Annotated in this window: 29 protein-coding genes, 1 other RNA gene and 1 pseudogene; 16 read left to right on the top strand and 15 right to left on the bottom strand. The window is 61.2% G+C overall.

Going from position 1 to position 24,941, the window contains the following annotated elements; all coding sequences use genetic code 11:
* Window positions 1-83: 83 nt before the first annotated feature.
* Window positions 84-2,753, bottom strand: coding sequence for a DNA gyrase subunit A (gyrA, locus tag N0K08_RS17610; protein ID WP_261501708.1), 2,670 nt, complete (start codon window positions 2,751-2,753; stop codon window positions 84-86).
* Window positions 2,754-2,980: 227 nt separating this feature from the next.
* Between gyrA and ompA the strand changes: the two genes are divergently transcribed.
* The 4 genes from ompA (at window position 2,981) to ssrA (ending at window position 5,490) form a co-directional block, all read left to right on the top strand.
* Window positions 2,981-3,634, top strand: coding sequence for an outer membrane protein OmpA (ompA, locus tag N0K08_RS17605; protein WP_315968015.1), 654 nt, complete (start codon window positions 2,981-2,983; stop codon window positions 3,632-3,634).
* Between the two features lie 81 nt (window positions 3,635-3,715).
* On the top strand, window positions 3,716-4,429 hold the full coding sequence (gene ubiG / locus N0K08_RS17600; RefSeq protein WP_261501707.1) for a bifunctional 2-polyprenyl-6-hydroxyphenol methylase/3-demethylubiquinol 3-O-methyltransferase UbiG: 714 nt from the start codon (window positions 3,716-3,718) through the stop codon (window positions 4,427-4,429).
* The gene (locus N0K08_RS17595; protein WP_261501706.1) at window positions 4,426-5,100 is read left to right on the top strand and encodes an HAD-IA family hydrolase; all 675 of its coding nucleotides are present in this window, start codon (window positions 4,426-4,428) and stop codon (window positions 5,098-5,100) included. The genes ubiG and N0K08_RS17595 overlap by 4 nt, the downstream gene beginning before the upstream one ends.
* A 12-nt stretch (window positions 5,101-5,112) precedes the next feature.
* Window positions 5,113-5,490, top strand: a transfer-messenger RNA (tmRNA) gene (gene ssrA / locus N0K08_RS17590).
* Window positions 5,491-5,609: 119 nt separating this feature from the next.
* On the opposite strand, the gene N0K08_RS17585 is transcribed toward ssrA, so the two are convergent.
* From N0K08_RS17585 to N0K08_RS17570, 4 genes are all read right to left on the bottom strand, one after another.
* Window positions 5,610-6,785, bottom strand: coding sequence for a site-specific integrase (locus tag N0K08_RS17585; RefSeq protein ID WP_261501705.1), 1,176 nt, complete (start codon window positions 6,783-6,785; stop codon window positions 5,610-5,612).
* Window positions 6,746-6,997, bottom strand: coding sequence for an excisionase family protein (locus tag N0K08_RS17580; RefSeq protein ID WP_261501704.1), 252 nt, complete (start codon window positions 6,995-6,997; stop codon window positions 6,746-6,748). The genes N0K08_RS17585 and N0K08_RS17580 overlap by 40 nt, the downstream gene beginning before the upstream one ends.
* Window positions 6,998-7,089: 92 nt before the next feature.
* The gene (locus N0K08_RS17575; RefSeq protein WP_261501703.1) at window positions 7,090-7,782 is read right to left on the bottom strand and encodes a hypothetical protein; all 693 of its coding nucleotides are present in this window, start codon (window positions 7,780-7,782) and stop codon (window positions 7,090-7,092) included.
* Between the two features lie 80 nt (window positions 7,783-7,862).
* Complete coding sequence (locus N0K08_RS17570) at window positions 7,863-9,887, bottom strand: DNA cytosine methyltransferase (protein WP_261501702.1); 2,025 nt, start codon at window positions 9,885-9,887, stop codon at window positions 7,863-7,865.
* Between the two features lie 84 nt (window positions 9,888-9,971).
* On the opposite strand from N0K08_RS17570, the gene N0K08_RS17565 reads away from it, so the two are divergent.
* Both N0K08_RS17565 and N0K08_RS17560 read left to right on the top strand, forming a co-directional pair.
* Window positions 9,972-10,556, top strand: coding sequence for a hypothetical protein (locus tag N0K08_RS17565; protein ID WP_261501701.1), 585 nt, complete (start codon window positions 9,972-9,974; stop codon window positions 10,554-10,556).
* Window positions 10,557-10,790: 234 nt separating this feature from the next.
* Window positions 10,791-11,969, top strand: a pseudogene (locus N0K08_RS17560) (IS30 family transposase).
* Between the two features lie 500 nt (window positions 11,970-12,469).
* Here the strand turns inward: N0K08_RS17560 and N0K08_RS17555 are convergent.
* The 9 genes from N0K08_RS17555 to N0K08_RS17515 all read right to left on the bottom strand — a co-directional run bounded on the left by N0K08_RS17555 (window position 12,470) and on the right by N0K08_RS17515 (window position 18,891).
* Entirely contained in the window at window positions 12,470-12,829 is a 360-nt protein-coding gene (locus N0K08_RS17555) for a KTSC domain-containing protein (RefSeq protein WP_261501700.1), read from the bottom strand.
* Window positions 12,830-12,885: 56 nt separating this feature from the next.
* Window positions 12,886-14,730, bottom strand: a complete 1,845-nt coding sequence (locus N0K08_RS17550) for a YqaJ viral recombinase family protein (RefSeq protein WP_261501699.1) — start codon at window positions 14,728-14,730, stop codon at window positions 12,886-12,888.
* Window positions 14,727-15,680, bottom strand: a complete 954-nt coding sequence (locus N0K08_RS17545) for a recombinase RecT (protein WP_261501698.1) — start codon at window positions 15,678-15,680, stop codon at window positions 14,727-14,729. Before N0K08_RS17545 ends, N0K08_RS17550 begins: the two co-directional genes overlap by 4 nt.
* 99 nt (window positions 15,681-15,779) lie before the next feature.
* A complete protein-coding gene (locus tag N0K08_RS17540; protein ID WP_261501697.1) occupies window positions 15,780-15,983 on the bottom strand; it encodes a hypothetical protein in 204 nt (67 codons plus the stop codon).
* A gap of 192 nt (window positions 15,984-16,175) precedes the next feature.
* On the bottom strand, window positions 16,176-16,517 hold the full coding sequence (locus N0K08_RS17535) for a hypothetical protein (protein ID WP_261501696.1): 342 nt from the start codon (window positions 16,515-16,517) through the stop codon (window positions 16,176-16,178).
* 182 nt (window positions 16,518-16,699) lie between these two features.
* Window positions 16,700-17,170, bottom strand: a complete 471-nt coding sequence (locus N0K08_RS17530) for a hypothetical protein (RefSeq protein WP_261501695.1) — start codon at window positions 17,168-17,170, stop codon at window positions 16,700-16,702.
* 574 nt (window positions 17,171-17,744) lie between these two features.
* On the bottom strand, window positions 17,745-18,164 hold the full coding sequence (locus N0K08_RS17525) for a hypothetical protein (protein ID WP_261501694.1): 420 nt from the start codon (window positions 18,162-18,164) through the stop codon (window positions 17,745-17,747).
* Complete coding sequence (locus N0K08_RS17520; RefSeq protein WP_261501693.1) at window positions 18,157-18,417, bottom strand: hypothetical protein; 261 nt, start codon at window positions 18,415-18,417, stop codon at window positions 18,157-18,159. The genes N0K08_RS17525 and N0K08_RS17520 overlap by 8 nt, the downstream gene beginning before the upstream one ends.
* A 36-nt stretch (window positions 18,418-18,453) precedes the next feature.
* Window positions 18,454-18,891, bottom strand: coding sequence for a S24 family peptidase (locus tag N0K08_RS17515; RefSeq protein ID WP_261501692.1), 438 nt, complete (start codon window positions 18,889-18,891; stop codon window positions 18,454-18,456).
* Between the two features lie 326 nt (window positions 18,892-19,217).
* Here N0K08_RS17515 and N0K08_RS17510 point away from each other — a divergent pair, with 326 nt between their 5' ends.
* Window positions 19,218-19,466: a transcriptional regulator gene (locus tag N0K08_RS17510; RefSeq protein ID WP_261501691.1), complete on the top strand. Its 249-nt coding sequence runs from the start codon at window positions 19,218-19,220 to the stop codon at window positions 19,464-19,466.
* 1 nt (window position 19,467) lies between these two features.
* Here the strand turns inward: N0K08_RS17510 and N0K08_RS17505 are convergent, their stop codons facing one another.
* Entirely contained in the window at window positions 19,468-19,959 is a 492-nt protein-coding gene (locus N0K08_RS17505) for a hypothetical protein (RefSeq protein ID WP_261501690.1), read from the bottom strand.
* A 112-nt stretch (window positions 19,960-20,071) separates the two neighbouring features.
* Between N0K08_RS17505 and N0K08_RS17500 the strand changes: the two genes are divergently transcribed.
* The 9 genes from N0K08_RS17500 to N0K08_RS17460 all read left to right on the top strand — a co-directional run bounded on the left by N0K08_RS17500 (window position 20,072) and on the right by N0K08_RS17460 (window position 24,941).
* Window positions 20,072-20,278, top strand: coding sequence for a hypothetical protein (locus N0K08_RS17500; protein WP_261501689.1), 207 nt, complete (start codon window positions 20,072-20,074; stop codon window positions 20,276-20,278).
* A 239-nt stretch (window positions 20,279-20,517) separates the two neighbouring features.
* Window positions 20,518-20,796, top strand: a complete 279-nt coding sequence (locus N0K08_RS17495; protein ID WP_261501688.1) for a helix-turn-helix domain-containing protein — start codon at window positions 20,518-20,520, stop codon at window positions 20,794-20,796.
* The gene (locus N0K08_RS17490; RefSeq protein ID WP_261501687.1) at window positions 20,793-21,620 is read left to right on the top strand and encodes a helix-turn-helix domain-containing protein; all 828 of its coding nucleotides are present in this window, start codon (window positions 20,793-20,795) and stop codon (window positions 21,618-21,620) included. Before N0K08_RS17495 ends, N0K08_RS17490 begins: the two co-directional genes overlap by 4 nt.
* On the top strand, window positions 21,620-22,405 hold the full coding sequence (locus tag N0K08_RS17485; RefSeq protein ID WP_261501686.1) for an ATP-binding protein: 786 nt from the start codon (window positions 21,620-21,622) through the stop codon (window positions 22,403-22,405). Before N0K08_RS17490 ends, N0K08_RS17485 begins: the two co-directional genes overlap by 1 nt.
* Entirely contained in the window at window positions 22,402-22,722 is a 321-nt protein-coding gene (locus N0K08_RS17480) for a hypothetical protein (RefSeq protein ID WP_261501685.1), read from the top strand. The genes N0K08_RS17485 and N0K08_RS17480 overlap by 4 nt, the downstream gene beginning before the upstream one ends.
* A complete protein-coding gene (locus tag N0K08_RS17475; RefSeq protein WP_261501684.1) occupies window positions 22,719-23,453 on the top strand; it encodes a metallophosphoesterase in 735 nt (244 codons plus the stop codon). The genes N0K08_RS17480 and N0K08_RS17475 overlap by 4 nt, the downstream gene beginning before the upstream one ends.
* Window positions 23,450-23,866: a recombination protein NinB gene (locus N0K08_RS17470; RefSeq protein WP_261501683.1), complete on the top strand. Its 417-nt coding sequence runs from the start codon at window positions 23,450-23,452 to the stop codon at window positions 23,864-23,866. The genes N0K08_RS17475 and N0K08_RS17470 overlap by 4 nt, the downstream gene beginning before the upstream one ends.
* Window positions 23,866-24,438: a recombination protein NinG gene (locus N0K08_RS17465; protein WP_261501682.1), complete on the top strand. Its 573-nt coding sequence runs from the start codon at window positions 23,866-23,868 to the stop codon at window positions 24,436-24,438. Before N0K08_RS17470 ends, N0K08_RS17465 begins: the two co-directional genes overlap by 1 nt.
* Window positions 24,435-24,941 (top strand): hypothetical protein, encoded by a 507-nt coding sequence (locus N0K08_RS17460; RefSeq protein ID WP_261501681.1) that lies wholly within the window; start codon window positions 24,435-24,437, stop codon window positions 24,939-24,941. Before N0K08_RS17465 ends, N0K08_RS17460 begins: the two co-directional genes overlap by 4 nt.

Below are 24,941 nucleotides of genomic sequence, written 5' to 3'. Positions count from 1 at the left end.
GCTCTGGGAGCGTGGGCACCCGGAGCTTTGGGGAGGGGGAAACAAGCACGCCGGCTAGGCCGGCGTGCTGGGAGTGGCCGGAATCAGACCTGGGGGGTTGCGTCGTCGCTGCCGTCGACCGCTGGGCTGTCTTCGGCTGGGACGTCTTCCGGTTCCGCTGGGGCATCGTTTTCGGCGATGCGCTGCAGGCCGCTGAGCTGGGTGCCTTCGTCCAGGGCGATCAAGGTCACGCCCTGGGTGGCGCGGCCGAGTTCACGGATCTCAGAGACGCGGGTGCGAACCAGCACGCCCTTGTCGGTGATCAGCATGATTTCGTCATCCGCGCGTACCAGCGTGGCGGCGACCACCTTGCCGTTGCGCTCGGACTGCTGGATGGCAATCATGCCCTTGGTGCCGCGACCATGGCGCGTGTACTCGGAAATGCTGGTGCGCTTGCCGTAGCCGTTCTGGGTGGCGGTGAGCACGCTTTGCGGGTTGCTGTCCGAGTCTTCGGCGACCAGCATGGCGATCACGCCCTGGCCTTCTTCCAGCATCATGCCGCGCACGCCGCGTGCCTGGCGACCCAGGGGACGCACGTCGTTTTCGTCAAAGCGCACGGCCTTGCCGCCATCGCTGAACAGCATCACGTCGTGGGCGCCATCGGTCAGCGCGGCGCCGATCAGGAAGTCGCCGTCGTCGAGGTTGACGGCAATGATGCCGGCCTTGCGCGGGTTGCTGAACTCGTTGAGTGCCGTCTTCTTGACCGTGCCCATGCTCGTGGCCATGAACACATAGCGGTCTTCAGGGAAGGTGCGCATTTCGCCGGTGAGCGCCAGCACCACGTTGATCTTCTCGCCTTCCTGCAGCGGGAACATGTTGACGATGGGGCGGCCGCGCGAGCCACGCGAGCCCGCGGGCACTTCCCAGACCTTGAGCCAGTACAGGCGGCCGCGGTTGGAGAAGCACAGCAGGTAGTCGTGCGTGTTGGCGATGAACAGCTGGTCGATCCAGTCGTCTTCCTTGGTGGCAGTGGCCTGCTTGCCGCGGCCGCCGCGCTTCTGGGCGCGGTATTCGGACAGAGGCTGGCTCTTGATGTAGCCGGTGTGGCTCAGCGTGACCACCATGTCGGTAGGCGTGATCAGGTCTTCGGTGGAAAGATCCTGGGCGCTGTACTCCACGGTGCTGCGGCGCGCGCCGATCTTGCTCTGGCCGAACTCGCCCTTGAGGGCCGTCAGCTCTTCGCCAATGATCACGGACACGCGGGCGGGCTTGGCCAGGATGTCGAGCAGATCCTCGATCACCGACATCACGTCCTTGTACTCGGCCACGATCTTGTCCTGCTCCAGCCCGGTCAGGCGTTGCAGGCGCATTTGCAGGATTTCCTGGGACTGGGTCTCGGACAGGCGGTACAGACCGTCCTGGCCCATGCCGAATTCCACTTCCAGGCCTTCGGGCCGGTAATCGTCGGCACTCACCAGGCCGCCGTCGGCGCGCGTGCGGGTGAGCATCTCGCGCACCAGCTTGCTGTCCCAGGCGCGCGTCATCAGCTCGGCCTTGGCCACGGGGGGCGTAGGCGCATTGCGGATGATGGCGATGAATTCGTCGATGTTGGCCAGGGCCACGGCCAGGCCTTCGAGCACATGGCCGCGATCGCGGGCCTTGCGCAGCTCGAACACGGTGCGGCGCGTGATCACTTCACGGCGGTGCTGCAGGAAGACGGCAATCAGTTCCTTCAGATTGCACAGGCGGGGCTGACCGTCGATCAGCGCCACCATGTTCATGCCGAAGGTGTCCTGCAGCTGGGTCTGCTTGTACAGGTTGTTGAGCACCACTTCAGGCACTTCGCCACGCTTGAGTTCGATTACCAGGCGCATGCCGGACTTGTCCGATTCGTCCTGGATGTGGCTGATGCCTTCGATCTTCTTCTCGTGCACCAGCTCGGCCATGCGCTCCTGCAGCGTCTTCTTGTTGACCTGGTAGGGCAGCTCGTCAACGATGATCGCCTGGCGCTGGCCGCGGTCGATGTCCTCGAAGTGGCACTTGGCGCGCATCACCACGCGGCCACGGCCGGTGCGGTAACCGTCCTTGACGCCGTTGATGCCGTAGATGATGCCGGCCGTGGGGAAGTCGGGCGCGGGCACGATTTCCATCAGCTCGTCGATCGTCGCCTCGGGGTTCTGCAGCATGTGCAGGCAGGCGTCGACCACTTCGTTGAGGTTGTGCGGCGGAATATTGGTGGCCATGCCCACGGCAATGCCGGAGGAGCCGTTGACCAGCAGGTTGGGCAGGCGGCTGGGCATGACCAGCGGCTCGCGTTCGCTGCCGTCGTAGTTGGGCCCGAAATCGACAGTTTCCTTATCGATGTCGGCAATCATTTCATGGGCGATCTTGGCCAGGCGGATTTCGGTGTAACGCATGGCCGCGGCGCTGTCGCCGTCGACCGAGCCGAAGTTGCCCTGGCCATCGACCAGCATGTGGCGCAGGGAGAAATCCTGGGCCATGCGAACGATGGTGTCGTACACGGCGGAGTCGCCGTGCGGGTGATATTTACCGATCACGTCACCGACGATACGGGCGGATTTCTTGTACGGCCGGTTCCAGTCGTTGTTGAGCTCATGCATGGCATAGAGCACACGACGGTGCACCGGCTTGAGGCCGTCGCGTGCATCGGGCAGCGCGCGGCCCACGATCACGCTCATGGCGTAATCGAGATAACTGCGACGCATCTCCTCTTCTAGGCTGATGGGCAGAGTTTCTTTGGCAAACTGGGTCATGGACAGCGACTTTGACGGCAAGGGATGTCCATTTTAGAGTCATTGGGCTGTAGTTGCTGCGCAACATATCCCGGGAATTACGCTTTTGTCGTACCGACCCCACCCGCCAGCCTGGGCAATTCGCATGTTACGTATGGCACAATCATTTCCAACGTTCTTGGTGATGGCCACTAATGACGTCCACAAATACGCAGCGCGGCTGCGGCTTTTTCCCCAAGAGGAGAACCATGAAGAAACTGAACAAAGTGGCAATGCTGTTTGCCTGCGCCGCACTGGCAACTGCTGCTGGCGCCCAAGTTAAGGCTGCTAACGGCGGCAATGTCATCGACAACTGGCAAAATGGCACCAGCGAACTGACCTGGAAAAACGGTACGAACGAACTGTGCTGGCGTGATGCCAACTGGACACCTGCAACGGCTGCTGCCGATTGCGACGGTGCTCTGAAGGCAGCACCTGTTGCTGTGGTGGCTGTGCCTGTTGTGGTTGCTCCTGCACCCGCAGTGGCTCCTGCTCCTGCAGTGGCAACCAAGGTCACCTATGCTGCTGATGCATTCTTTGACTTCGACAAGTCTGTTCTGAAGCCCGAAGGCAAGGCCAAGCTCGACGACCTGATCTCCAAGGTCAAGGACGTGAACCTGGAAGTCATCATTGCCGTGGGTCACACCGACTCCGTCGGCTCCGATGCTTACAACCAGAAGCTGTCGGTGCGTCGTTCGGAAGCCGTCAAGGCTTACTTGGTGTCCAAGGGCATCGAAAAGAACCGCGTTTACACTGAAGGCAAGGGCGAAAAGCAGCCTATCGCTGACAACAAGACGGCCGAAGGCCGTGCTAAGAACCGTCGCGTTGAAATCGAAGTGGTGGGCACTCGCGCCGCTAAGTAATCTTCGGATTACCCAGGAAAAGCCCCGGAAACGGGGCTTTTTTTATGTCCCATAACAAACCAGCAAGAAGGAAATGCACCGATGCCTGAAGCCATCAATGCAGACCCGGCCGAACTGGCCAAGTTCTCCGATCTGGCCCACCACTGGTGGGATACGGAAAGTGAATTCAAGCCGCTGCACCAGATCAATCCCCTGCGCCTGGATTGGATCAACAATCTCGCCCCGCTGGCAGGCATGGATGTGCTGGATGTGGGTTGTGGCGGCGGCATTCTGGCCGACTCCATGGCGCGCAAAGGCGCGGTGGTGACCGGCATCGACCTGGCCACCAAGTCCCTGCGAGTGGCCCAGCTGCATGCGCTGGAAGCGCAAACTCCGAACATTCGCTATGAAGAAATTGCCGTCGAAGCCATGGCCGAACGCCAGCCTGCAAGCTTCGATGTAGTGACCTGCATGGAGATGCTGGAGCATGTTCCCCAGCCTGAATCGGTGGTTCGAGCCTGTGCGGAGCTGGTCAAACCCGGTGGATGGGTCTTTTTTTCCACACTCAATCGCAACGTTAAATCTTTTGCGCAAGCAATTGTTGCAGCGGAATATGTACTCAACATGCTGCCCCGTGGTACGCACGAGTACGCCAAGATGATCCGGCCCAGCGAGTTGGCAAGCTTTTGCCGCGCCGCTGGCCTCGATGTGCTGCACGCCAAGGGCCTGCAACACAATCCTTTGACTGGGCGTTACTGGCTCAGCGCCGACACCAGCGTCAATTACATGATCGCCACCCAAAGGCCCGCGCAATGAGCATGGCTTTCAAAGGCATACAAGCCGTGCTGTTCGATCTGGACGGCACCTTGATCGACAGCGCCCCCGACCTCGGCGCCGCCGCGGACCAGATGCGCGTGGCGCGCGGCTTGCCCTCGCTGCCGGCTGAGCATTACCGCCCCATGGCTGGCGCGGGCGCGCGCGGCATGCTGGGCGTGGCCTTCGGCATCACTCCCGCAGCCCCCGATTACGACGCGCTGCGCGAAGAGTTCTTTTGCAACTACGAAGCGCGCATGACGCAGACCACCTATGCTTTCGACGGGGTCGCCGAATTGCTGGCCGATATCGAGGCGCGCGGCCTGCTGTGGGGCATCGTGACCAATAAATCGTCGCGCTTCACCGATCCGCTGACACGCGCCATGCCCTTGTTCAATGGCGCCAAAGCCGTGATCAGCGGTGACACTACGCCGCATTCCAAGCCCCATCCCGCGCCGCTGTTCGAAGCCGCGAGCCGCCTGGGCCTGCCGCCCGAAGCCTGCATCTACGTCGGCGACGACGAACGCGACATTGTCGCCGGCCGCGCCGCGGGCATGAAAACCGTCGCCGCCCTCTATGGCTACCTCGGCGCCGTCGACGCCGCCGAGCACTGGGGAGCGGACGCCGCAATTAAATACCCCCACGAGCTCTTGCAATGGCTCGATGTGGCCTAAAATGTGACTCATGGGGCTGTCCTGGTTTCGACGTGGGTTCGGAGCCGGTGTGGTGCATGTCGAGCTTGAGTGACGCTCGTAAATCTCCATTCAACAAAACTAACTGCAAACGACGAACGTTTCGCACTCGCCGCTTAATCCGGTGAGCTTTGCAACAGCACGTTGATGGGCTGGGCAAGGGGGTCGCAAGACTTCCAGGCTGCAAAGGAATTTTCATCAACTGGTTTCATGCCGGGTACCTTGGTATGGAACGAGAAAATAGGGTGCTGGTTTTGCTCACAGCGTGTGCCTGCGCGGTGAGTGAGACGAGATCTAAATCAGAACACTAAACATGTAGATCTGCCCGGTAAAGGCTTGCGGACGCGGGTTCAATTCCCGCCAGCTCCACCACCATAAACAACGCCACACAATGGAATCCCCACTGTGTGGCGTTTTTCTTTGCCCGTCTAATTGCCTGTTCTTGCCGTGAAATTCACACCGGAATCACACCGGATTCACACCAGCGCATTTCATTGCACCGACCGGAGTACCGCCTTGGGCTTCTGGAAATCCTCGCGGATGAATTTGCCGTAGGTGCGAAACACCATCTCCACATCCTCATGCCCCAGTTGCTGGGCGACATACCAGGGGTTGCCGCCGGCGGTCAGCAGGGTTGAGGCGTAGGTGTGCCGGATCTGGTACGGGTTGCGGTATCCGATGCCTGACCTGGCCATGATCGGCAGCCAGGCCGTCTTGCGCACCTGGGCGTCCGTTGCCCATGGCTGTAGCGTCCGAGGGTTGAGCCAGATCCGCTCCCCACGCAACTGGCTGATGGGCTTCTGCGCGCGCAGTGCTTCCATGGCTTCGGGGTTGAGGTCTAGCGTGCGGATGCCGGCGGCAGTCTTTGGCGCCTTCAGAACGCCCACCACCTGGTTCTGCTCAATCCGGGCCGTCGCTTTGTCCCAGTCAATGTGCCGCCACTCCAGCGCCTGCAGCTCGCCTGGCCGGAGCCCGGTATTGAACCAGAACTGGAACATGGGGCGCTCATCAAGCCGGCAAGCCTGCAGGATGGCTTCGCGCTCGGCCTGCGTGAAGGGCTGGATCACGTAATCGCTGGCCTTGCTGGTCTGGCGGATCAGCTTCACCAGGGCGATGCGGTCAAAGGGGTTGAACTCGATCAGCTCATCATTGAGCGCATCTTCCATCACTGACCGCAGTGGGATCAGCATGTTGCGGATGGCCTTGCTGGTGCAGTCCATTTCGCTGACCCAGTCGCGCAGGGCGCTGGGCGTGACCTCGTGCAGCTTCCATCCATGCCAGTGTCGCATGCGCTCGCCAGTGAGGCTCTTGGCGTAACCGCGGAACGTTGCCGGCGACATCTTTCCGTTTTCGACCTGCTTCCGGTAGAGCTTCAGCTGCTTGTCCAGCATGTCCTGCATCAGGCTGGATTGAGGATCGGGTGCTTTGGCTTTTGGGCTGCCTGGGAAGTAGTCGGGATAGGCGAACGTGCCGTCCTTGATCTTGCGCAGGATTTCGCTGCGCAGGTTGGCCGCGTACTGGATGCTTGCTTTGGAGATGGGGCAGGGCGGCAGCAATTCCCGGCACTGCATGCCTTGCCAGGTGAAGGCGATCTGTATGCGCGTGACCGTCGCCTGGACCCGGATGGTCACGCCCGGTGGGGTTGCGAGAGCTGGTTTTTGATCCATTGGTCGGCTTCCTTGATGTTGACGTAGAGGCGCCGCGCGATGACGGCGCAGTGCTTGCCGTCGAGCCAGATGCCAGCACGACGACGGTTGTGGATTGCCATGGGCGTCACGCCGGTCAGCTCTTGGAATTTCTCGGCCAGAACCCACTCCGGCTCCACGGAGGCCGCAACGGTATGCGGAGCGCGGGAAGCTTCTGTATCTTTGTGTTTCATGATTTGGGCCTAAAAAAAGCCCGCTTACTGGGCGGGCTGGTCAAAGTCAGGGATAGGTGCGCGCTTGTCTCGGCGCTCTCGTTTGCGGCGGCTCATGGGGCGGGCGCCTTTCCGAGCTCGGCCTCGATGGCGCGGGCGAAGCGCCGCGGCCAGTCGGGCGATTCGTGAAAGTGCGTTTCGTCGTCGATCTCGCTGATTCGCTCGTCTGTCAGCGGTGGGCGCGTCTGCGCGGCCTTCAGCTGGCGCGCAGCCCACTTCACGCGGCGCAGAACCTCCGGCTCTCCGGGAACATCGGGCCAGTCATCACCGAAGCACGCTGCCACGGCGGCTATCTGGGCCAGGCTGTTGTCGAGTTGCGCTGCGGGTGGCCGTGGGGCTCCTTCCATGATGCTCTGCACATCGGAAACCAGCAGGGCGCCCGCGACGGCTCGATCCTTGATCGCGGCCAGAAGGGCAGAGCGCTCCTTGTCCAGCACGGCCTGCACCTGGGCTTTGGTATAGAGCTTGATCCCTTCTGGAAATGCCTTGTCTATGGTCGAGGTGTCGTTGCCTGGACGGCTGGACAGCACTTTGGCCACCGGATCGATGCCCGCCGGCTGCGCGCGCGAGGCTTCGATGGCCAAGGCTGCGTAGTGCCGGGCGGTCTTTTCTTTCTCCTGCTCGCCGATGTTGGCGTTTGCCCTGGTCGGCGCGCAGCCGCATGCTACCGGCGTAGGGCAGGGCTTCAGGCCCAGGGCGCAAGCTTCGGCGTCGTGGCAGCGCAGGGCTGGGGTAGGTGGCGTCATCGTTTTATCCCCGTTTATTTGGTTTGGATAATTGGGCGGAGGGGCGCAGGGGTGACTGGGTGGGGTTTGGCCGATGGCGTTCATGCTGCTGTCACTCCGTAAATCAGTGCCTCATGGGCGAAGTTGGCGGCCACCAGGGCTTCGGCCACCGGTGGGGAAACGCTGTTACCGCACATGCGGACCTGGGCCGTGGCCGTCAGCGGGATGCGGGGCAGGGCCAGCGGGTGGCCGGTTTGCTGCCCGTCGATGAACAGGAGGGCCGGGTCCGGGATCTCGTCGATCTGGTATCCCTCGGGGAAGCCCTGGGCCCGGTAGAGCTCGCGCGGCTTGAGCATGCGCAGCGTGATGTCGACCAGCACCCATGCCTGGCCGGCGTGCATGACCAGCACCAGGCAGGCCGGCTCGGGGAAGTGCTCGGGCAGATGCTGGTGCAGCAGCTCGGCGCACAGGCGGGCGCGCTCCGCATGCTCATCGCTGAGCAGGGCGGCCGGCACCTGCAGCACCTTGACCAGGCCCATGCGCGCCTTTGTGGACACGGTGTGCATGGGGTCGCCGCACGCGCTGTCTTGCCCGGTTGCCGCACCGTAGTACTTGACCAGGTAGGCCGTGACCAGGCGCTGATTACTGCCGGCCGCGGTGATTGTTGACATCGGGTCATCCGCTGCGCGGCCGTCGCCCTCGTAAAACCCGCCGTTGGCCTGTTCCAGGTGCACCGCCGCCAGCGCGCTGGTTGCTCCGCTGGCTGTGACCGTGTTGAGCGGAGTCTCCAGGCTGCGGATTCCATGGCTGAATCGCTTGGTTCCGCATTTGCCCTCGCCGTGGCCCATGTCCACCAGGTGAGCGGCGACCAGGGCGCTTTTGACGCCGCCGGCCACCACGGTTCCCAGGGGCAGGTCCAGGTCCTGGGCCCGCGCGGCCTGGCCCTGGCGCTCGCCGTAGCCGATGGTGATCAGATTGGCGCCCACCAGGGCGTGGTGCGTGCCGCCCGCCGAAACGGTCGACAGCGGTGCCCGGACATCGCGCCCACCCAGGTGCTGCTCGGTGGTGCCGCGCAGCGGGAGCAGGGTTGGCGCGACCACGGAGAAATGCCCGCCTTTGACCTGGGCGCAGATGGTGCGCAGCGGCTCGTCGGCGGCCATGGTGCGCTGATTGCTCGCATTGGCGTGCTCCGTCAGGTAAGGCGCGAGCTTCGGCTGGGCCACGCAGCTGTCGGCCTTCGCCGTGATGGTCTGCATGGGCTGGCTCACATGACGCTCGGGCGATTGGCCCATGCGGCCGCCGACGCCCACGATGAATGGGCTGGCGCTGGTCAGCACATGGCGCCACAGGCCCTTTGCCACGCGGCGCATGGTGTTGGGCACCAGGGGCTTCTTGCGGCCGAAGACGCTGGCGGCTGGCAGATCGAAGTCGATGCACTCGGCGGCAGAGCGGTGCGCGGCCAGCTTGCCGGCCAGGACCTCTCGGCTGGTGGGCTCACCATGGGAGTCCTCGGGCCACACGATGGGCAGGCCGTCGCGGCGGGCGATCAGGAACAGTCGCTTGCGGATCGTCGGGGCGCCGTAATCGCAGGCTCGCAGCACCCGGTGGTCCACGGTGTAGCCCAGGCCGCGAAGCTGGTGCACAAAGCTGTCGAATGTCTTGCCCTTGCGATTGGGGCAGGGCCGGGCGTTGCCATCGGCATCGAACACCAGCGGGCCCCAGTCCTTGAATTCCTCGACGTTCTCCAGCATCAGCACGCGCGGCTTGCACTTGGCCGCCCAGCGCATGCCAACCCAGGCCAGACCCCGAATCTCTTTTGCCACCGGCGTGCCGCCCTTGGCCTTGCTGAAATGCTTGCAGTCGGGCGACAGCCAGACCAGGGCCACGGGTTGATTGCGCGTGACCTTGATCGGGTCAACCTCCCAGACCGATTCGCACAGGTGCTGGGTGTGGGGGTGGTTCAGCGCGTGCATTGCCAGCGCCTGCGGGTCGTGGTTGATAGCGATATCGACTGGGCGCCCAAAGGCAGCTTCCAGGCCGGTGCTGGTCCCGCCGCCGCCGGCGAAGTTGTCGATGATGAGCTCGCCCGGGAAGGCCAGCGGCAGGGTGAATGCGTCACGCTTCATGGGCGTCCTCAGAAATGAAAAAGCCCGCTGGTGCGGGCTATTTGTGCGAGATACTTCCATCCATTAAAGTGGAGGATGTGTCAGATGGAATATGAAATTTCTCGCACTTGCATGCTTGTTAATATGGGATTGACAAGAAGCGAGTGCGCATCGTGGGTGCAGGCTTGGGGTTCTATTTTTGCAATAGTGGCCAGCGTTTGGATTGCGCGCAATTCTTATGCAAAAGAACTGTCTCGTCGGAAAGAAGAGGAGGAGCTTAATGTGCAGCTCTCTGCAATTCCAGTCGTTTCAGTTTTGACGGGTACTGCGAGTTTCTTGGAGAAATTTTTGAAATTCCTTCCGGAAAATGCAGATGACTACAAGAGAGATAATTTGATATTGTTGGATCAAAATATTCATCAAATAGTACTTCCGTTGGATAATCTGATAAGGCCTATGGGATGTGTAAATTTAGATGTCGCAAGCTCGATGTCTATCGCTATAGAGGGGGTTAGGCAGCTTAAGGAAAATCTAGCGCACGAATTAATGTGGCCCGGGCCTGTTAGAGATAATGCAAAAATTGCAATTTTTGAATTGTTGTCATTGATAAATTTTCATGTTCAGTTGTCAAGTAAATCGCTGCGCGAATTTCTTGCTAGTCGTGGAGTACCTCTAGATAGGGATGTTTGAATTAGCAGTCAGGCTCATATAGCTAAAACCCATGCGAATGGCTTGTTCAATGGTTGTGGCGGTGCCTACTGTAGGCGGCCATGCCTCAGTGCCCGCAGGGCAGGCCCAGGCCTTCTTTGAGGTAGTCTGGCGCTGGCGCTGTTGCAGGCTGTTGCTGCTCGGCGTCTGGTCGAGGTTGCGGATTCAACTGGTCGATGCAACACAATGACTGCCTCTGGCGGAAGGAGTGTTTGCATGAAGCAAAGACCGCGGATTTACTACACCGAGACGCAAAAGGCACTGATGTGGGAGCGCTGGAAAGCTGGCGATACCCTGCACCAGATCGGCAAGCTGTTTGATCGACCGCACACCTCCATTCATACCATTCTGGCGGTGACAGGGGGCATCAAGGGGCTATCTCACATCCGCCCTCCCGCGCGCCACCGATCTCGCTTGGCGCTGACCATGGCCGAACGCGAAGAGATATCCCGTGCATTGGCTGCAGGTGAATCCATCCGCTGCATCGCCACTCGCTTGAGAAGGTCCGCATCCACCATCAGCCGCGAGCTCTGCCGCAATGGTGGGAAGACCTGCTACCGGGCGACGCGGGCTGATGAGCTCGCCTGGGAGCGAGCGCACCGGCCCAAGATATGCAAACTTGCCAGCAATCCTGCCCTAGCGCAGATCGTTGCGGACAAGTTGCAGAATCAATGGTCACCCGAGCAGATTGCAGGATGGCTCAAACGGACTTACCCATGTGAAAAGGATTTATAGGTGTCTCACGAAGCTATCTACCGCACGCTATTTGTTCAGACGCGCGGAGCCTTGAAGAAGGAGCTTCTTGCGCACTTGCGCAGAACAAGGAGCATGCGTCGCTCACGTCACTACACCCAGAAGACCAGCATCCACGGCAGGATCGTCGATGCGGTATCCATCAGCGAACGGCCAGCCTGCGCAGAGGATCGAGCAGTGCCTGGCCATTGGGAAGGCGATCTGCTATTCGGAGATGCCTACAGCCAGATCGCAACCCTGGTGGAGCGGCAAACGCGCTACGTGATGTTGGTCAAGCTGATAGACAAAGACTCGTACACCGTTGCAGCAGCCCTGGCCAGGCATGCACGCACCCTGCCAAAAGAACTCTATCGTTCATTGACCTGGGATCGCGGCACGGAAATGGCGGGCCACAAGCGCTTCACATTGGCAACGGATATCCAAGTCTACTTCTGTGATCCGCAAAATCCTTGGCAGCGTGGCACCAATGAAAACACGAACGGATTGCTCAGACAGTACCTTCCCAAAGGCATCGACCTGTCAGGACACTCACAAGACAGCTTGGATGCCATCGCGAGACAATTGAATCAACGTCCTCGGAAAACTCTGGGGTACAGAACACCTGCTGAAATGTTCGATGAATGTGTTGCATCGACCGGTTGAATCCACAGTCGGTGGTGGCGCCTGACAGTTAACTCGGGCGAAAAAAAACCCGCTGTCGCGGGCTCTTCTTGAAGACTACTTACGGAAGCACACTCACATTTGTCAATATCGCAAAACTCACTCCGATGGAGAGCTTTTTAAAATCAATTTTCCATTTTTTTGCATCCATACGCATTCCTCCGTCAAGTTCAAGTTTCAAATCAAATTTACGTTTGTCTGAATGAGGGGGGATATTTTTGGAAATACATCCAACTGGTGCCACCTTATTGTGAGTGCTATTTGTATTCCAGGGGCCCTGTGCTCCCGTAAATAGACTTTGGCTAACTAGTCAAAACAATAAATGGTTAGGGCAATTCCGGGTGGCATCGGAATCGTAAGATTTTACACCTTGGCACTTGAATTCGCAAGAATTTATTCAGTGCCCGCAGGGCCGGCTTGGCGTCTTCGTTGGTGCGCAGGGCGTGCGCGCTTAGCGCGCGATTGGATATCGGCGGGGCTGTTCATGTCCGAGAGGTGCCGCCATCAATTTGAGTTGGCGCATCGGCATCGGCATCGCCGTCGGCGCTCGTTCCGACCGGAACCAGCACAGAGGCGGGGAACTTGTCGAAGGGCAAGGCCTTGATGTGCTCGCCGAAGAACTTGCCAATGGAGGCGGCGGCCATGAACTGCTGGTGCAACTCGGGCGAAACGTCCGGGTAGTGGTAAATGTGGCCTGGGCCGCGGGTGAACGTCACGGCCATGGTGCTGTTGGCCGCGTTGTAGCCAATCGCTGCGACCTGGTTGGATTCCACGGTGGTCAGGGGAATGTGCGTGTAGTCCTTTTCGGCGAAGGCTGCGGCGGGAGTCTTTTTGAAGTTCATGATTTATCTCGAATGGTGAAACAAGAAAGCCCGCTGGGCGGCGGGCTTGGCTGGGGTTATGCGGTGATCAGCAGCCCTTGCAGGTGCTTGACCATGGCCGCCAGGATCTTCGGCACATCGCTGGCCGGGTAGTGCTTGGCGGCCTTGATCGTCTTGGCCTCAAAGCCCAAGTCGGCCAGGCCGGCGGCGTCGACCTTGATGGGAGCGATCAGGGTGTTGATCTGGCCCAGGGTCATGGTTTCGCTGGCATCCACCAGCGCGGCGCCTGTTCTTGCGGCGCTGATCACCTGCTTCGCGTCGATGGTGGCGACAGCCTCATCCCGCACGAATGTCGCAACAGCGCTCAGGTCGCTCAGCAGCGGCGCGGGAAGGGCGTCTGCCTTGTAGGCTTCAGCAATGGTGGCTTGCGCATCCTTCTCGGCCTGCAGCGCCTTCTCGCGCTCTGCAGTGGCGGCGGCTTCTTCGGCCAGGCGCTTCTGCTCCTGTTCGGCGCGCACCGTGGCTTCGGCCTTGGCTTGCTCTTGGGCGCGGATCTTCTCGCGCTCGGCTTCCAGGCGCTGGGCATCTGCCTGCTTTTGGTTGCCAATGCGAAGAGCGGCCAGGGCCTGAAAGTCCTCGGCCGCTTTGTTGCCCGCTAAGGAGAAGTCCGGGAACAGATTGACCCAGTCGCCGTCCGTTTGCTTCAGGTGCTCGCGGTTGGCCTTGTAGCGCGCCGCCGCTGCATTCGCGCTGGCCTGCTGGTTGCCTAGCTCAGCCTGCACCTTGTCGGTCATGCTGTCCAGCGACTTGAGGCCCTTGACCACCGACGCGAACACAGGGCCCGGGCTGGCAAGGTAGCGCGCGTCCAGGCTGCGATTCAACTCGGCAATGTGCTCATCGAGCGAGCGCTGGGCGGACAGCACGATCTGCTCCTTTCGCACATCCTTCTCGGTCTTCACCTTCTTCTCGATGGCGATGGCCTTCTTGGTGGCGATATCGTCCAGTTGCTCGAGCACACGCAGCACCTCGTCCACGCTCTCCATGCCGCCGCGCACGCGCTGCACGGCCTCCTTCATCTTGGCCGACACGTCGCGCAGCCACTTGCCATCGGCATCACCGTCCGCAAAATCCTGGTCGGTGACCAGTTCCATGTTCACGGCGTTGATCCGATCCAGCACCACCACTTGGAATTCGTCCAGGTTGCTGGCGGTGATGGAGCCACTGGCTTCGATGCGCAGCGCGGGCAGGGCCTGCTGGATCTTGGCGGCGATGGGGTCGGACTTGGGTGGGGCATAGGCAGCCACGTCCTTCTCCAGCAGCTCCCAGCCGGCGACGATCTGGGCGCGCAGCTCAAGGTTCGGCGTGTACCAACAGTGGCGTTCTTGGATCAGCACCCACTCGCCGGTGTCGCGGTCTGCCTCCCACTTGCTGGCCATGAACAGGATGCGCGTGCAGCCCGAGACCATGGCCTGCTGCTCCATTTGCACCTGGTAGTGCAGTGGCAGCAGGAGTCCCGCCTGCTCGTTGCGGTACTCCGGGGCGACAGTGTCGATATCGTCGAATGCCGCCAGCAGGCCTTTGTTCAGGCTCTTGTGCTCGAATGCGGCGTCTTCCAGCATCGTCAGCCCGTCGAAGCTGGCCGAGTACTTGCCCTCAGCGCCCACGACCGGGTAAAGCTCTTCGCCGGCAATCTCTTCGGCCAGCGGCCGGGCCAGGGCTTCGAACTGATGGCCGGCATCGAAGATGCGCTGCTGCGCGGGCCCGACTTCGGGTGTGATGCCCGTGGCAAGCTCGGCAATCAACTCGCCGCGGGTCTTGTAGGGGCTGCAGCTCATCATGGCCGGCGCATCGCTGGCGTTGAAGTGCTGCGCGCGGTGGGCATGCCACTCGGGGCTGCCCTGGAGAAGGTTCACGATTTTCATGCTTGGGCTCCATCGAGCTCGGCCAGGCGAGCTGCAAAGATTTCGTTCAGGCGCAGGCGCTGCGCTTCATCGGTGACGGCTTCCATCAGGTTGGCTGCCTCATAGAGCTGGTCGTGGTCTTCGGAGGTGCGCAGGCGCTCGGCCAGTGAATCGGTGCTCACTACAGGTGCGCCAGATGTGTCCGGCTGCTTTGGCTTGATGGCGCGCAGCGTGGCCTTCTGGTCATCGGTGAATGCGCGGTTCGTTGCCTTCGATAGCACGAAGGTCATCAGGTCGTTGGCAGACTTCTTGCCGGCCTCGATGGGGCTGCGCCACTGGGGCAGCTTTCCGGCGAATTCCTCGTCGGTGTACGGCGTGACCACCACCTCGACCGCGCCCATGCTCTTTTCGACCGGGGCCTGGCCGGCGGCGGCCATGTCCTGCAGCTCTTCAGCGACGGCCATGCCGCGCAGGACATCGGGGAATACGTCGCGCAAGGCGAAGGCTCGGGCCCGCATCTGGCGCATGCGCTTGGGGTACTGCATCCATGGGCCTTGCTTGCCGGCCAGGCCGGCGCGCTTGGCGTCCTCCATGCTGAAGGTGCGGACCTGCTCCTGGCCTCCCTTGCGCTTGACCCGGCAGGTGGCGGTTTCACCGTCATCGTCCTCGGTCACGTACTCGCAGACCGGGCTGCTCAGCACCAGCGCGATCACCGCATCACCCCAGAGGGCGGGGCGGCCATTGATCACCGCCAGGTTCTGCAGGGACTGCAGAGGCTTGAGCCCCAGCTCAGCCCCCCACTGCATGGCGATCAGGCAGTTTCCCGGCTTGCCCTTGAAGTCCTTGGGCACCATGTCGCTGTCGGCGAGGTAGTTGGAGAAGGTCAGGGCCTGCTCGAAGTTCTGCGGGCTGAGGTCGAAGCCGCCGGCGGGCTTGAGCTGGTGGGCAGGGGATTGGACGATGGCGTTCATGAAGGCCTCAAAGGGTGGGGATGGGGTTGGTGATCAGCAGGGCTGCAGCCAGGCTCAGCGCCATGAAGCCGGAGCCGAGAAGAAGGTGGAGCAGGGGTTTCAAGGCAGATTCCTCAGGCATTCCAGGCTCTTGTCGTCAGTCCAGACTGCCGTGGCGTGCGGCCCGCACATGGCCTGGCCGGCGAATTCCCGGCTGCTGAGCGCTGCGGCGTCTTCGAGGTCGGCCTCGGTGCTGGCCTGCGCGGCGATGTGCCCCACGCCCAGCGTGATGAGCAGGGCGAGAATCCAGTAGGTGAGCTTCATGTGGCACTCCAGAATGAAAGAAGCCCGCTGGGTGGCGGGCTTAGATTGCGTCTGCGCTGCCCAGGGGCGGCGAGGGGTGATGGTCGAGCAGCTGGCGGACCAGCTCGGGCGGCAGGGGGAGCCCTTAGTCCTGGGCGCTGGTGGTGCTCACGACACGCTGGTGCTGCGCGATGGCGGGGTGCATGTGGTCAGTCATTTGGTGGCGAGGTCTTGCTCGGCGCGTTGGTAAGCGAACTCCAGGAGCCAGTCGAGCAGTGCGCCCCCGGCATCCATGAGCGCGGTGTCGTTCCGGCCCTCGTGGTAGCTCGGGCCCAGTCGATCGCTTGCAGCGCAAATCTTCTGGAGGACGTTCAGCGGCGCTGCTTTCAGCGCTTGCTCAGCAAACTCGGGCACGTAGCCCGGGCCGTATGCCTCCTTGACGTGGGCGTCGATTGCCGCCTCATGCGCCTCTTGGGCATCCTGCGGCGTCGCATGGTTGGCTGCGTCGGCCAGCGGGCAGGGAGATGTCACTGCGAGGGGGAGCCTTGCACTCATGGTGTTCTCCAGAAACGACAAAGCCAGCGCGAGGCTGGCCGGTGGGGATAAAGAGCCGCGTGTGCCCGGGAATGAAATAGGGAGGGGCGGAGACGCCGGGCGCGGCAAAAAATGAGCAAGCCCGCGAAATGCGGGCTTGGTATAGACGGCGGATTTGTTTGAAATTCGTATGGAGCGGGGGGTCAGTGTTTGCGATTTTTCCCAAGACCGTAAGCGCCGCCATTGGTCACAAGATTTCGATCAAAGATATCTTCGCCTTTTGGTGGCATGCCTGATGCGCTTCTCCAATACTCTTCGCGTTCTCTTTCACTTTTGAACAGATTTTTTGGCTCCGCCAATCCGTAGATTGCTCTCATGTCAGCAGGGATCGGGGAGTTGTGTACTTTGAAAAAGTGATCCGGGATCAGATGCAGTTCCACGGATTGTCGACAAGTGCTGCATTGAACTTTTGTTGCCAAAAACAGCTTGCGAGCACGCTCAACTGAGAGGCGATTTCGCTCGGCGACTACTTTGACAATCTCCAATGCCTCCGCGCGTTTTCGCTCAGAAATTTTCACTGGGTCATGAGCTTTTTTCTGATGCTTGGCTAGATTTCTGACCTGAACACCGCATTCTGGGCACGATTGAAGTGCAGGCAACTCTTGCTTTTCCATAGACGCACACCCTCCCTATTTGATGGCGAGGAATATAAGCTATCAATCCGCAGCGCTCTCGGGTGAAAGCGCTCTGGATTGCCCGATGTCGCTCGGGGTCAGCGCCGATTGCTCGGTGGGTTTTCTGTTCTTGGCAGCCCTGTTCGCCTCACCCTTTTGACCGTGTACGCATCTTTGGCGACTGGATACGGCGGGGATGCCGCGCAGAGCTGTGGCCATGCCCACAGGTGCTATTGAGCCGGACGAACACCAAACAGGCTGGTGAGCAACATCGGCGATAAGAGGTTTAAAGGGCCTGGGAGGTCGTTCGATGCCGTGCCACCCACCGCGTGGTGCACAAACCTGCTGCGCTCCTGGGAGCTGGACCCGCCCTCTGCATCCTGTTGGGCTTACCGGCTGTCGTGTCGCTGGCCGGGGTCGTTCGCTGTTTGTGCTGCGATGGGCTTAATGTAGCGGTGCTAAATCAATCGGTCAATAGCTGCGCTAAATATTTTTAACGCAATGATGTAGCGGTGCTGCGCCGAACGGACGCAAAAAAGCCACCCGAAGGTGGCTTGGTGGGGCTCTGAGGCGCTCAGTTCGGCGGCTTTTCCGCAGGGGCTGGCGCAGGCTGGGGTACATTGATGATGATGGGCTGCTGCTGGGCAGGTTGCGAGATTGCTTGCTGCTGTGGATGCTGCTTCGCTGTATTCCAGATGGTCAGTAGAAGCCCAAGGATGCCTATCACGGCCACTGAAATCATGCCAAGCAGAGCCGTGTGGGTCCAGCGCGCATTCTCAAGCAGAAGCTTGTGGACCGCCTCGCGACCCTCTGCCATATCTGCGCGCAACTCTGCGAAATCTGTCTTTGTTGGCAGATTTTTGACAGCTTCCTCCAGGGACTTGACGCGCATTTCCATGCCGTCATTATCAGATGGTGGGCTGCCGCCTGCCATCTTTTTTTCGATGGCCCTAAGACGTCTTTGGGCATCAATGTCGTGGGCGAAATCAGCCATTGGCGTAGCCCTCAAGCACGGACAGCATCTCACTCATGCGCACATCCAACTCGGCGAATGCCTCGTCAGTTAATCGATGAATTTTGCTCAGGACTTCTTTGGATTCTTCGTGACTGGTAGGTGCCAGTTCTTGGAGTCTGTCTTCAATTGTGTTGATATGTATACGCAATATGCCTAGGGACTGATTGCTTGCGAGCTGCGATTTAGTTGCTGCTAGAACAAATTGACGCAGTCTTTCGTGGTCGGTGCTCATGGTTTTTCCTAAATTCTTATAAGGCGTTTGGAAGCCTCAAAACACCATCGAATCTGCACCCACGGCGCCGGCCACGCGGTTGATGCATTCGATCTCTTCGCGCGGGATGGTCATGGGGGCGTAGCCGTTGTTGATGCTGAGCAGCTGCACCTCGTCGCTGCGCGCCCAGTTGAGCTGCTTGAGCAGGCACTTGCCATTAGTCAGCTTCACAACGACGTCACGACCCGACTGGGCCTCGATGCTGGGCGTGATCACCACGTACTCACCGGCACGGTAGCGTGGGTGCATGGAGTCGCCGCGGATGCGCAGGGCATAGGCGTGAGGGTCGCCTGTCCAGTACTCCACCCATCCATCGGGCGTGTTGTCTTGCACCAGGTAGCCCTCATCTCCGCCGCGCACGCTGCCAGTGATGGGGATGCGGCGCGACTTCTTCAGCTCCAGGGCCGGTTCCACGTTCGACTGCGTCAGATCCACGGGGCTGGTAAGCCTCGGAACATCCTCAACCATCTTGGCGAGCCTGGGGCTGATCTCAGCCAGGGTCACACCGAGGCCCTTGGCATATGCAAGGCCTGCCTCCAAGCCTATAGGCCTGTGCCCACTCTGATGCTGAGAGAGCATGGAGGGCCCTCCCGGGATGCCGTGCTCTTTGGCGAACTGCGCCTTGTTGCCGACGCTTGAAAGCAGGCGCTTTAGGTTCGCCGCTTCTTCGTCTTGAGTCCATTCATTCATGTTAGCAATGCTAATGATCATTTTGTTTAGCGTGGCTTGATAATTTTATATAGCTGTGCTAAATTCATTTCATGAAACATGCAGCACTAGCACGGCAAGCGAGCGACGAAAACGGCGGCCCGACTGCGCTCGCACGCAAGGTGGGTCGCACTCCCTCTGAAGTCTCTCAGTGGATCAGTGGCGTCCGTCCAATCCCAATGGCAAGCGCGGCTCTCGTCGAGAGCGTGTCGTCGGTGACCCGAAAGCAACTTTTCCCTGATGACTGGGCGCAAATCTGGCCCGAGCTCATCACCCAGCCCCAGGAGGCCGCCCATGGCTAAGTCAACCCGCAAAACCAAGCTGTTTAGCTTGCGTGCCGCCGGGGAGGCTCAGTTGGTGCCCCTTGCTGCGCTGGCAATTAAGGTGCGCCGGGAAGCTGCTCTCGCCAAATGCCGACTCCTCAAAGCTCAGCGCCGACTTCTTTCCGTCGCTGTGGCAGGCCTGACAGAAGTACGGCGGCCTGTGGGTCGCGCCACTGACTGGCTTCGACATAAGGACATGGGCGCCACCAATCAGTTCAATCAGTTCGTATTCATTCACTGCGTCCAGGCGCTTCTTCAGTTCCAGATTTTCTTGCTGCAGCTGAGCTTTCTCTGTCTTGACCGTCGTCAGCTCATCTTGCAGCGCATTGAGCGCCTGCTGGATCTCGAAAGCGCGCTTCATGAGATCTAGTTTGATGCTCATGACTTTGGTTTCGTCGCGCGTTGCAACGAAGCCCTCCGCGATGCCTTTGATCGCGGCCAGTGACGTCATTGCCTCAGGTATTCCGAACATGTCCGCCCTCCTTGTGGCTTTGGGTTGTGTGAGAACTCCCAGCATAGCCCAGGGTGCGGCGGGCACCCCCTCCACCCCCGCCCACAAGACCTCCACCAAGGAAGCCTGACCTATGTACGCCGATCCCACCCACATCCGCAAGAAGCGCGTGAACCTGTCCCTCAACGACTCTGAGGCCCGCTTGGCCGAGGCAATGGCGGAGTTCAACGGCATGCAGACGTCCGTGTTTTTGCGTGAATTGATCCTGGAAGGGTTGACGCGTGTGCATGGTGCCAATTCTGGGGTGAATGCTCCGGAATTGCGAGCAGCACATCAGTGACGCAGGCGTGTCTTTTCTCAACGTTTGCGTAACGCGGAATGAACCCCTGTGCCATCACCACCCCCACACCAGCAGCCGGTCGATCTGTCGAACCGGGAAGCTGCAGCACTCGAGGCCTATGCCAAAGCGCATGGCCTGACAACAGAGCAGGCTGCCACGCAGCTTGCACAAAGCACCCTTGCCGCGCGCTACCGCATCAAAGCGCAGCCGGCCAGGGTGTTGCCGTTTCGGAGACGCCGATGAATACCTCTTTCTTTGTGCGCGCGCACGATCCCATCACCAGCGTCACGGCGGCCGAGGCTGTCAGCGCATTCTCTGGCCCGCACTGCGAGCGAATCCTGGCCGCCCTGGCTCAAGGTCCGGGCACGGCGGATGAACTCATGGACCGCACCGGTCTGACCGTTGTGCAGATTGACCGGCGGCTGCCTGAACTTTTCCGTAACGGAAAAGCGCGCGTGGTGCAGTTCAACGGCGAAGACCTGATCCGTGACGGCTATCGCGTCTGGGAGGCCGCATGAGCGTCGACTACATGACCTTGGCTTGGCGCACTGAGTTGCAAGCTGGCCCGCGCCTGGTGCTGCTGGCTGTATGCGACAACGCCAACGACGAGGGCAACTGCTTTCCTTCTGTCCAGAGCCTGGCCGACAAGTGCGGTCTGTCTGTTCGCGCTGTGCGCGGGCACCTGTCCGCAATGGACGCGCAAGGGCTACTGGGGCGCAACGAGCGCATGGGCCGCAGCTCGGAATACCAAATCGATTTGAAGGCGCTGCGCGCCGCTGTTTTCAAGTGCCTGTCGGCCAGGAAATATCTGACCGAGTACGACAAGGGAATCTTGCGCTCATGCGCACCAGATCCTGAGGAAAAACAGACCCCGGCAGATTCTGCACCCCGGCAGATTTTGCCGCCCACCCCGGCAGATTCTGCCGGTCACCCCGGCAATAACTGCATACCCCCCCGGCAGATTCTGCAGGCCCCCTCGGCAGATTCTGCCGCCATAACCATCAATGAACCATCACTGAACCAACAAGTGAAGAAAGACAAGCGCGTTGCCGCGCCAGCTTTCGCCCTGCCGGACTGGATCGATCAGCAGCACTGGGACGCATGGCACTCCTGCGACAAGCGGAAAAAGGCAACGAACGAGCAAAAGCAGATGGCAGTCAACAAGCTGGCCAAGTGGCGCGACGAGGGCGTCGACCACGCTGCTGCCCTGGAGAACGCCGCCATCGCTGGATGGCAAGGGCTGTTCCGGCCTGATGTCCCGGCCTCCGCGATGACTCCTGGCCGCCGCACCCCCGCCCCCGAGAACTTTGCCGCCCGCACCTACGTTGGAGGAAAGCTGTAATGCTGCAACTGTCCGAACTGGCCGCCCCAAAGGCCGCAAAACCCACCCGAACCGACGCCTGCGAGACGCACGGCGAATTCGAAGCCATCAACTTCATTGGCCGAATCTGGTCGAAGTGCCCGGTGTGTGCAGACGAGGAAACAGCCGCCCGCAAAGCCAAAGAAGCCGCTGCCGAGCGCGCTGCGCACAAGGGCGCATGGGAAGAGCAGATTGGCCGAGCCTGCATCCCGCCGCGCTTTGCCGACCGCACGCTGAAAAACTACATCGCCACGACCCCCGCGCAGCAGCATGCCCTGGCCTTTGCCACCGCCTACGCGGATGACTTCGACAAGGTTATGGAAACAGGCCGGTGCGCAATGTTCGTCGGCAACATCGGCACTGGCAAGACCCACCTGGCGGCCGGCATCGCCCTGCGCCTGATGCGCCGCGACAACCGGCTTGTGTTGTTTTCGTCAGTGATGCAGGCAGTGCGCAGCATCAAGGAGACTTGGCACAAGGACAGCGACGCGTCCGAGGCGCAGGCCATTGCCACGCTGGTGCGGCCTGACTTGCTGATTCTCGACGAGGTGGGTGTGCAGTTTGGCAGCGAGACCGAGAAGCTGCTGATGTTCGAGGTGCTGAACGAGCGCTACGGCGCGCGTAAGCCGACGCTGCTGATGTCGAACCTGTCTCTGGACGAGGTGAGGGCGTACCTGGGCGAGCGCATTTTTGACCGCCTCCGCGAGGACGGCGGCGAGGCCGTGGCGTTTGACTGGGTCAGCTATCGCGGGCAGGTGGCAGCATGAGCGCCGCCATCACCCTCGATGCCATCAAGGCTCGCTGCACGCTGGCTGACGAATGCTGGATCTGGAAGGGCGCCACAGTCCATGGCCGGCCATGCATTGCGTTGCGCCGTGGCGGCAAGCGCGTGAATTTCTCGGCCCAGAAGCAGGCGCTCAGCGCCGCGGGTAAGGCATCGCCATGGGGTGGGCCTGTCCAGTGCCGCTGCGACAACGCGCTCTGCTGCAATCCGGCGCATCTGGTCCAGGTCAGCCAGGGCAGGGCCTGGCGTTTCGCTGGCAATCCGTTCGCCCAGCTGATGGCGCAGGGAGTCCGGCCATGAGCTTGATAAAGCGATTCGAGCGAAACAACTGCGGGCGCGACCTCATCGTGGGCGACGTCCATGGCTACTTCGGCAGGCTGCAGGTTGCAATTGATGAGGTCGGATTCGATCCCGGGCGCGACCGCCTGTTCTCCGTTGGCGATCTTGTTGACCGCGGCCCCGAATGCGACTTGGCGCTCGAGTGGCTGGCAAAGCCGTGGTTTCACGCAGTTCGCGGAAACCACGAGGACATGGCGATCCGCTGGCCGAACGGCAACATGGATGCGCGCAATTACGTCGCAAATGGCGGCGGTTGGAATGTCTCGAATCCTCCCGAGCTTTCGCGCGAGTTTGCAGAGGCATTCGCGGCGCTGCCTATCGCGATGGAGTTGGAGACTGAACGCGGCCTGGTGGGCATCGTGCACGCCGACTGCCCATTCTCATCGTGGGAGCAGTTCGTCGAGGTGCTGGAGACCGAGCAGTTGAGCGGCGCCCTGAAAAAAGCAGTCTTCGAAGCGGCAATGTGGTCCCGGGAGCGCATCAGCGGCCATGCCTCCCTGGACGATGTGGCCGGCGTGCGCGCGGTGGTGGTCGGGCACACGCCTGTGCAGCGCGCGACAAGCCTTGGGAATGTGCACTACATCGACACCGGCGGCTGGTTCCCCGCCCACCGCCCTGAAGGTCGCTTCACGCTGCTGGATGCGTCCACGCTGCGCGGCGCCACGGTCAGTCGACTCTGGGAGGGCGCATGACCGATCGCCTGGAGATAGAGCTGCACAACCGCGCGCAGGCCTGGGCCCTGATCCAAGGCCAGCTGTACCCGTTCCTCAAGTCCGTGCTGCAGGGTGGCGGACGCTGGGTGCTGACCGTCACGCGCCGCAAGCGCACGCCGAAGCAGAACCGGCGCTACTGGGGTGGCGGCGTCCTTGCCCAGATCGCCGCCCAGGCGACCACGGCAGGAGGACGGATGTACAGCACTGAGAACTGGCATGAGGTCTTCAAACAAATGTTCATCGGTGTGGAAGAGCTGCCCAATGGAAACGTGGTCGGCAAGAGCAGTACCGGCCTGACGACGGTCGAGTTTTCCGAGTTCTGCACCCAGGTCGAGGCCTACGCGGCCACGCAGTTGGGCGTGACGTTCTACGACCTGTGGGAGGGCAACTGATGCTCCCGTTCAACCCAAAGCCCCGCCCGTGCAAGGTTTGCCGTAACGGATTCGTGCCATCCAAGCCCCTGCAGGCGGTGTGCGGCCTCAAGTGCGCAGTCAAGAAGGTCAAGCAGGACAAGGCCGAAGACCGCGCCCAGATTCGGACCCGCAAGGAGGCGATCAAGAAGCTGCCCGAGCTCAAGGCCGAAGCGCAGACCGCCTTCAACGCCTTCATTCGTGAGCGCGACAAGCACCAGCCGTGCATCTGCTGTGGCTTGCCGCTGGGCGCCGGCGCCTTGGGCGGGTCCTTCGATTGCGGCCATTACCGCTCCGTGGGCAGCGCCGCGCACCTGCGCTACGACGAGCGCAATGCACACGCACAGCGCAAGCAGTGCAACCGCTGGGGCGCTGGCCGGGCCGTCGATTACCGCATGGGTCTGATCGAGCGCATCGGCCTGGCTGCGGTGGAAGCGCTCGAGGCCGACAGCCAGGTGCGCAAGTTCACCGCCGACGAGCTGCGCGAGATCCGCGACACCTACAGAGCCAAGACCAAAGAATTGAAGAAAACGAGTAAGGAGGCCACCCTTTGAGCCTGCACCGCAAACCGAGTCTCCGTAGCATGGATGGCTACACGCTGCCCCTGTTCCCCTGGCTGGCGGCGACGAAATGCCCGCCGGCACGATCCCCCGCACCAACGCCCAAGCCGAAGAGCGCGGCAGCCAAAGCCAAGAGCAGCAAGCGCGATCCGATCCTGACCATCCGCCGCGTAAAGGGCCGAGTGGGGCAGGGCGTCCCCCCGGAGGCGGTTTCCGCCCCTGTGTCTGTCTTCAGCCTCGCCACCAGCATGTTCAAGCTCCGTTCCAAGACCACAGCAACACCCGAGCCGAAGGCCAGCAAGTACGCATCTCGCGTACAGCCGACAAAGGGTGTCCTGCGGGTGGAGGGGGCTGCATACCCTGCCCGGTGGACTGCTGAGGACTACAAGCGCGAGGAGCAGCGCCGCGCCCGCCAGCGTCCGCCCCGCCCGGTTGCCAAGGCGCGCACCAAGAGCGAGAAGCTGCGCGAGCTGCTGGGCGCCGGGGAGGGCGGGTAA

The sequence above is a fragment of the Acidovorax bellezanensis genome (assembly GCF_025421555.1).
Classification (GTDB): Bacteria; Pseudomonadota; Gammaproteobacteria; order Burkholderiales; family Burkholderiaceae_C; genus Comamonas; species Comamonas bellezanensis.
Note: the sequence above shows the minus strand (reverse complement) of the source record. Positions and strands in the feature narration are given on the sequence as shown.

What these genes read in the sequence shown, in the direction of transcription:
- gyrA (WP_261501708.1), bottom strand. Translation starts at nt 2,753, where the DNA reads ATGACCCAGTTTGCCAAAGAAACTCTGCCCATCAGCCTAGAAGAGGAG.
- ompA (WP_315968015.1), top strand. Translation starts at nt 2,981, where the DNA reads ATGAAGAAACTGAACAAAGTGGCAATGCTGTTTGCCTGCGCCGCACTG.
- ubiG (WP_261501707.1), top strand. Translation starts at nt 3,716, where the DNA reads ATGCCTGAAGCCATCAATGCAGACCCGGCCGAACTGGCCAAGTTCTCC.
- N0K08_RS17595 (WP_261501706.1), top strand. Translation starts at nt 4,426, where the DNA reads ATGAGCATGGCTTTCAAAGGCATACAAGCCGTGCTGTTCGATCTGGAC.
- N0K08_RS17585 (WP_261501705.1), bottom strand. Translation starts at nt 6,785, where the DNA reads ATGGATCAAAAACCAGCTCTCGCAACCCCACCGGGCGTGACCATCCGG.
- N0K08_RS17580 (WP_261501704.1), bottom strand. Translation starts at nt 6,997, where the DNA reads ATGAAACACAAAGATACAGAAGCTTCCCGCGCTCCGCATACCGTTGCG.
- N0K08_RS17575 (WP_261501703.1), bottom strand. Translation starts at nt 7,782, where the DNA reads ATGACGCCACCTACCCCAGCCCTGCGCTGCCACGACGCCGAAGCTTGC.
- N0K08_RS17570 (WP_261501702.1), bottom strand. Translation starts at nt 9,887, where the DNA reads ATGAAGCGTGACGCATTCACCCTGCCGCTGGCCTTCCCGGGCGAGCTC.
- N0K08_RS17565 (WP_261501701.1), top strand. Translation starts at nt 9,972, where the DNA reads ATGGAATATGAAATTTCTCGCACTTGCATGCTTGTTAATATGGGATTG.
- N0K08_RS17555 (WP_261501700.1), bottom strand. Translation starts at nt 12,829, where the DNA reads ATGAACTTCAAAAAGACTCCCGCCGCAGCCTTCGCCGAAAAGGACTAC.
- N0K08_RS17550 (WP_261501699.1), bottom strand. Translation starts at nt 14,730, where the DNA reads ATGAAAATCGTGAACCTTCTCCAGGGCAGCCCCGAGTGGCATGCCCAC.
- N0K08_RS17545 (WP_261501698.1), bottom strand. Translation starts at nt 15,680, where the DNA reads ATGAACGCCATCGTCCAATCCCCTGCCCACCAGCTCAAGCCCGCCGGC.
- N0K08_RS17540 (WP_261501697.1), bottom strand. Translation starts at nt 15,983, where the DNA reads ATGAAGCTCACCTACTGGATTCTCGCCCTGCTCATCACGCTGGGCGTG.
- N0K08_RS17535 (WP_261501696.1), bottom strand. Translation starts at nt 16,517, where the DNA reads ATGAGTGCAAGGCTCCCCCTCGCAGTGACATCTCCCTGCCCGCTGGCC.
- N0K08_RS17530 (WP_261501695.1), bottom strand. Translation starts at nt 17,170, where the DNA reads ATGGAAAAGCAAGAGTTGCCTGCACTTCAATCGTGCCCAGAATGCGGT.
- N0K08_RS17525 (WP_261501694.1), bottom strand. Translation starts at nt 18,164, where the DNA reads ATGGCTGATTTCGCCCACGACATTGATGCCCAAAGACGTCTTAGGGCC.
- N0K08_RS17520 (WP_261501693.1), bottom strand. Translation starts at nt 18,417, where the DNA reads ATGAGCACCGACCACGAAAGACTGCGTCAATTTGTTCTAGCAGCAACT.
- N0K08_RS17510 (WP_261501691.1), top strand. Translation starts at nt 19,218, where the DNA reads ATGAAACATGCAGCACTAGCACGGCAAGCGAGCGACGAAAACGGCGGC.
- N0K08_RS17505 (WP_261501690.1), bottom strand. Translation starts at nt 19,959, where the DNA reads ATGTTCGGAATACCTGAGGCAATGACGTCACTGGCCGCGATCAAAGGC.
- N0K08_RS17500 (WP_261501689.1), top strand. Translation starts at nt 20,072, where the DNA reads ATGTACGCCGATCCCACCCACATCCGCAAGAAGCGCGTGAACCTGTCC.
- N0K08_RS17495 (WP_261501688.1), top strand. Translation starts at nt 20,518, where the DNA reads ATGAATACCTCTTTCTTTGTGCGCGCGCACGATCCCATCACCAGCGTC.
- N0K08_RS17490 (WP_261501687.1), top strand. Translation starts at nt 20,793, where the DNA reads ATGAGCGTCGACTACATGACCTTGGCTTGGCGCACTGAGTTGCAAGCT.
- N0K08_RS17485 (WP_261501686.1), top strand. Translation starts at nt 21,620, where the DNA reads ATGCTGCAACTGTCCGAACTGGCCGCCCCAAAGGCCGCAAAACCCACC.
- N0K08_RS17480 (WP_261501685.1), top strand. Translation starts at nt 22,402, where the DNA reads ATGAGCGCCGCCATCACCCTCGATGCCATCAAGGCTCGCTGCACGCTG.
- N0K08_RS17475 (WP_261501684.1), top strand. Translation starts at nt 22,719, where the DNA reads ATGAGCTTGATAAAGCGATTCGAGCGAAACAACTGCGGGCGCGACCTC.
- N0K08_RS17470 (WP_261501683.1), top strand. Translation starts at nt 23,450, where the DNA reads ATGACCGATCGCCTGGAGATAGAGCTGCACAACCGCGCGCAGGCCTGG.
- N0K08_RS17465 (WP_261501682.1), top strand. Translation starts at nt 23,866, where the DNA reads ATGCTCCCGTTCAACCCAAAGCCCCGCCCGTGCAAGGTTTGCCGTAAC.